Origin of the sequence: Amycolatopsis sp. NPDC026612, assembly GCF_040638285.1 — a bacterium.
In the GTDB taxonomy this organism is placed as follows: domain Bacteria; phylum Actinomycetota; class Actinomycetes; order Mycobacteriales; family Pseudonocardiaceae; genus Amycolatopsis.
Window position 1 is genome coordinate 1 of record NZ_JBEZYB010000175.1, and the last position, 2,471, is coordinate 2,471.

The 2,471-nt window shown below is 70.7% G+C and carries 3 protein-coding genes; 1 reads left to right on the forward strand and 2 read right to left on the reverse strand.

The genetic code is table 11. The annotated features are described in order from the left end of the window. Positions 1-119: 119 nt before the first annotated feature. The gene (locus tag AB0F15_RS44960) at positions 120-407 is read right to left on the reverse strand and encodes a hypothetical protein (protein ID WP_360284069.1); all 288 of its coding nucleotides are present in this window, start codon (positions 405-407) and stop codon (positions 120-122) included. 205 nt (positions 408-612) lie between these two features. Between AB0F15_RS44960 and AB0F15_RS44965 the strand changes: the two genes are divergently transcribed. Beyond that, positions 613-1,887 carry a diguanylate cyclase gene (locus AB0F15_RS44965; protein WP_360284071.1) on the forward strand — a complete coding sequence of 425 codons (1,275 nt, stop codon included), beginning with the start codon at positions 613-615 and terminating at the stop codon, positions 1,885-1,887. A 54-nt stretch (positions 1,888-1,941) separates the two neighbouring features. Here the strand turns inward: AB0F15_RS44965 and AB0F15_RS44970 are convergent, their stop codons facing one another. After that, the gene (locus AB0F15_RS44970; RefSeq protein WP_360284073.1) at positions 1,942-2,190 is read right to left on the reverse strand and encodes a hypothetical protein; all 249 of its coding nucleotides are present in this window, start codon (positions 2,188-2,190) and stop codon (positions 1,942-1,944) included. Positions 2,191-2,471: the final 281 nt, after the last annotated feature.

Genomic DNA, 2,471 nt, shown 5'->3' on the forward strand with positions numbered 1-2,471 from the left:
CGGCACCCCCGTGTCGCGCAGCCAGCTGCAGCCCGGCGACCTGGTCGCCTACTACTCCCCCGTGTCCCACATCGGGATGTACATCGGGCCCCGCCGGGGTGCCGGTCACCGGGCACTGGTCAGGACCGGGTCCAGTCGGTGGGGCACTGCGGCAGCGGTGACGAGACGCCGGGGCGCGTCCAGTCGGTCGGCAGTTCGCGGACGGTCCAGTCGGTGGGCAGCTCGTGGGCGGTCCAGTCGGTCGGGAGTTCGCGGGCGGTCCAGTCGGTCGGCAGCTGCCGCACGGTCCAGTCCGTCGGGATGGCGCGGGTCCAGTCGGTGGGGAGCTGCCGGGTCCAGTCGGTCGGCCGCTGCGCGCGGCGGCGGGACGGGACGATGTTGTTGCTGCGGGGCAGGAAGTGCGACATGATCTCTCCTGAGGTGAGGGGGCAAGCACAGTGCGTGACCGACCGTAGCCTGACCGGCCTAGTGACACACCGCGTTCATTCGATTACAGTGACGATTTCCGCGCAGGGTTTCTCCTGAGCAGAAGGGCGTTTCGTGGGATTGTCCGGGTCCCAAGGGCGAAAGCCCAGCTCAGAACGTCCACGATCAGGTATCCGAACGTGGGCGATGTGGAAGCTGGCCACTCCGGTGCTCGGCTATGTCCTGGTCGTCGACGCGCTGGCGCTGATCGTGGTCGTCGCGACGGCCGCGCTGGTGCCGATCACGGCCCAGTCGCTGTGGTGGTGCGGCCTGATCCTGGCCGGCGAGGTCGTGCACCTCGAAGCGGCGCAACGCATCGAGCGCATCCGCGAGCTGGCCGCCGACGGCCGTCCGCACATGCACCTGCAGTCGATCTGGATCTTCGCCGGACTCCTCCTGCTGCCCCCGCCACTGGCCACAGTGGTCATCGTCGTCAGTTACGCCCATTCCTGGGTCCGCGTCTACAAACGGCGCGGTGTGATTCACCGGAAAGTGTTCTCCGGCGCCACGGTGATCCTCGCCTGCGCCGCCGCGGGAGCCGTGCTGTCGGCGGGCACCGGGCACGTGGCGCCGTACGTGCCTTACCTGGACGGGTTCGGCGGGATGACCGCGCTGCTGGCGTCCGGGATCGTCTACTTCGGCCTGAACTACGTGCTCGTCATCCTCGCGATCCTGATGAGCAACCCGGGCAAGCCGCCGCGGCAGGCGTTCGGCAACCCGTCCGACGTGCTCATCGTGCTGGCCGCGGTCGGCGTCGGCTGCGGCATCGCGCTGGTGATGACGGTCCGGCCGTGGCTGCTGCCGGTGCTCATGGTGACCCCGGTGGCGCTCCACATCGGCCTGCTGCTCCCCCAGTTCCAGGCGGCCGCGCGCACGGACTCCAAGACCGCGCTGCTCGCCCCGGAGTTCTGGGTCCAGCTGGCCCGCAACGAGCTGGCCCGCGCCGCGGAGCTGTCCTCGACCGCGGGCGTGCTGATGATCGACATCGACCACTTCAAGGCCATCGACGACGGCAACGGCCACCTGGCGGGCGACGAGGTGCTGCGCGCGGTCGCGGCGGCCATCCAGGGCTCGGTGCGCGGCGGCGACTACGTGGGCCGCTTCGGCGGTGACGAGTTCGTGGTGCTGCTCCCGGGCACGACGACCACGGAGATCGCCTCCGTCGCGGACCGCATCCGGACGGCGATCGCCCGGATCGAGGTGCCGGTCCCGGTGGTGCGCCCGGGCAAGCCCGAGGTGATCAGCGGCCTGACGGCGTCGATCGGCGCGGCGGTGTACCCGGAAACGGCGACGGAGTACACGATGTTGCTGCAGGCGGCCGACGACGCGGTGTTCGCGGCGAAGGCCGCGGGCCGCGACCGGGTCGTCCTGGCGGCGACTCGCACCGAACTGACCCGCCCCGAAATCCCGGACGTCCGCTGAAAGCCTCGCGGTCTGTACGAAACTCCGGCGGTTCCACCAGCCAAGCTTGCGGCTTCAACGATCAACCTTGAACAGGTTGGCCGCGCGCGGTTCACCAGGTTCCCCCGGTGCCGGCTTGGCCACCTGCTCAGCTTCCCGGTCGATGTGAATCGCCAGGCCGAACCACCGGCCGCCGCGCGCGTCCAGTTTTATCTGCCGGAGCGACTTGCGTGCGTCGAGCTTGACGAGCAGATGGGATATCAGGCCCACCCCCGCCAGCACCATGATGCACGCCAGCAGCGCGAGCGAGAGACCTATCGACACGGACCTACCCCTCCTTAAGAGCAAAGGTCATGCTCGAAGGGGCCGAAAAGATGGTCGCGTCCCCGATGCGCCTTGTCAATTGGGGGTTTTACGTAGGGCCGGCGCTTGTCGCTACGTAGGGGCCGCGCCGGCGCTACGTAGGGCGGCGCCGCCCGCTACGTAGGGGCGGGGGGCGCCCGCGCCCGGGGGCGCCCCCGGCGGCGGCGGGGGGGGGTGGGGGGGTGACCCCCGGCCCCCCCCCCGGGCCCCCGGGCGGGGGGCCGGGGGGGGGGGCGGGGGGC

What these genes read in the sequence shown, in the direction of transcription:
- AB0F15_RS44960 (WP_360284069.1), bottom strand. Translation starts at nt 407, where the DNA reads ATGTCGCACTTCCTGCCCCGCAGCAACAACATCGTCCCGTCCCGCCGC.
- AB0F15_RS44965 (WP_360284071.1), top strand. Translation starts at nt 613, where the DNA reads ATGTGGAAGCTGGCCACTCCGGTGCTCGGCTATGTCCTGGTCGTCGAC.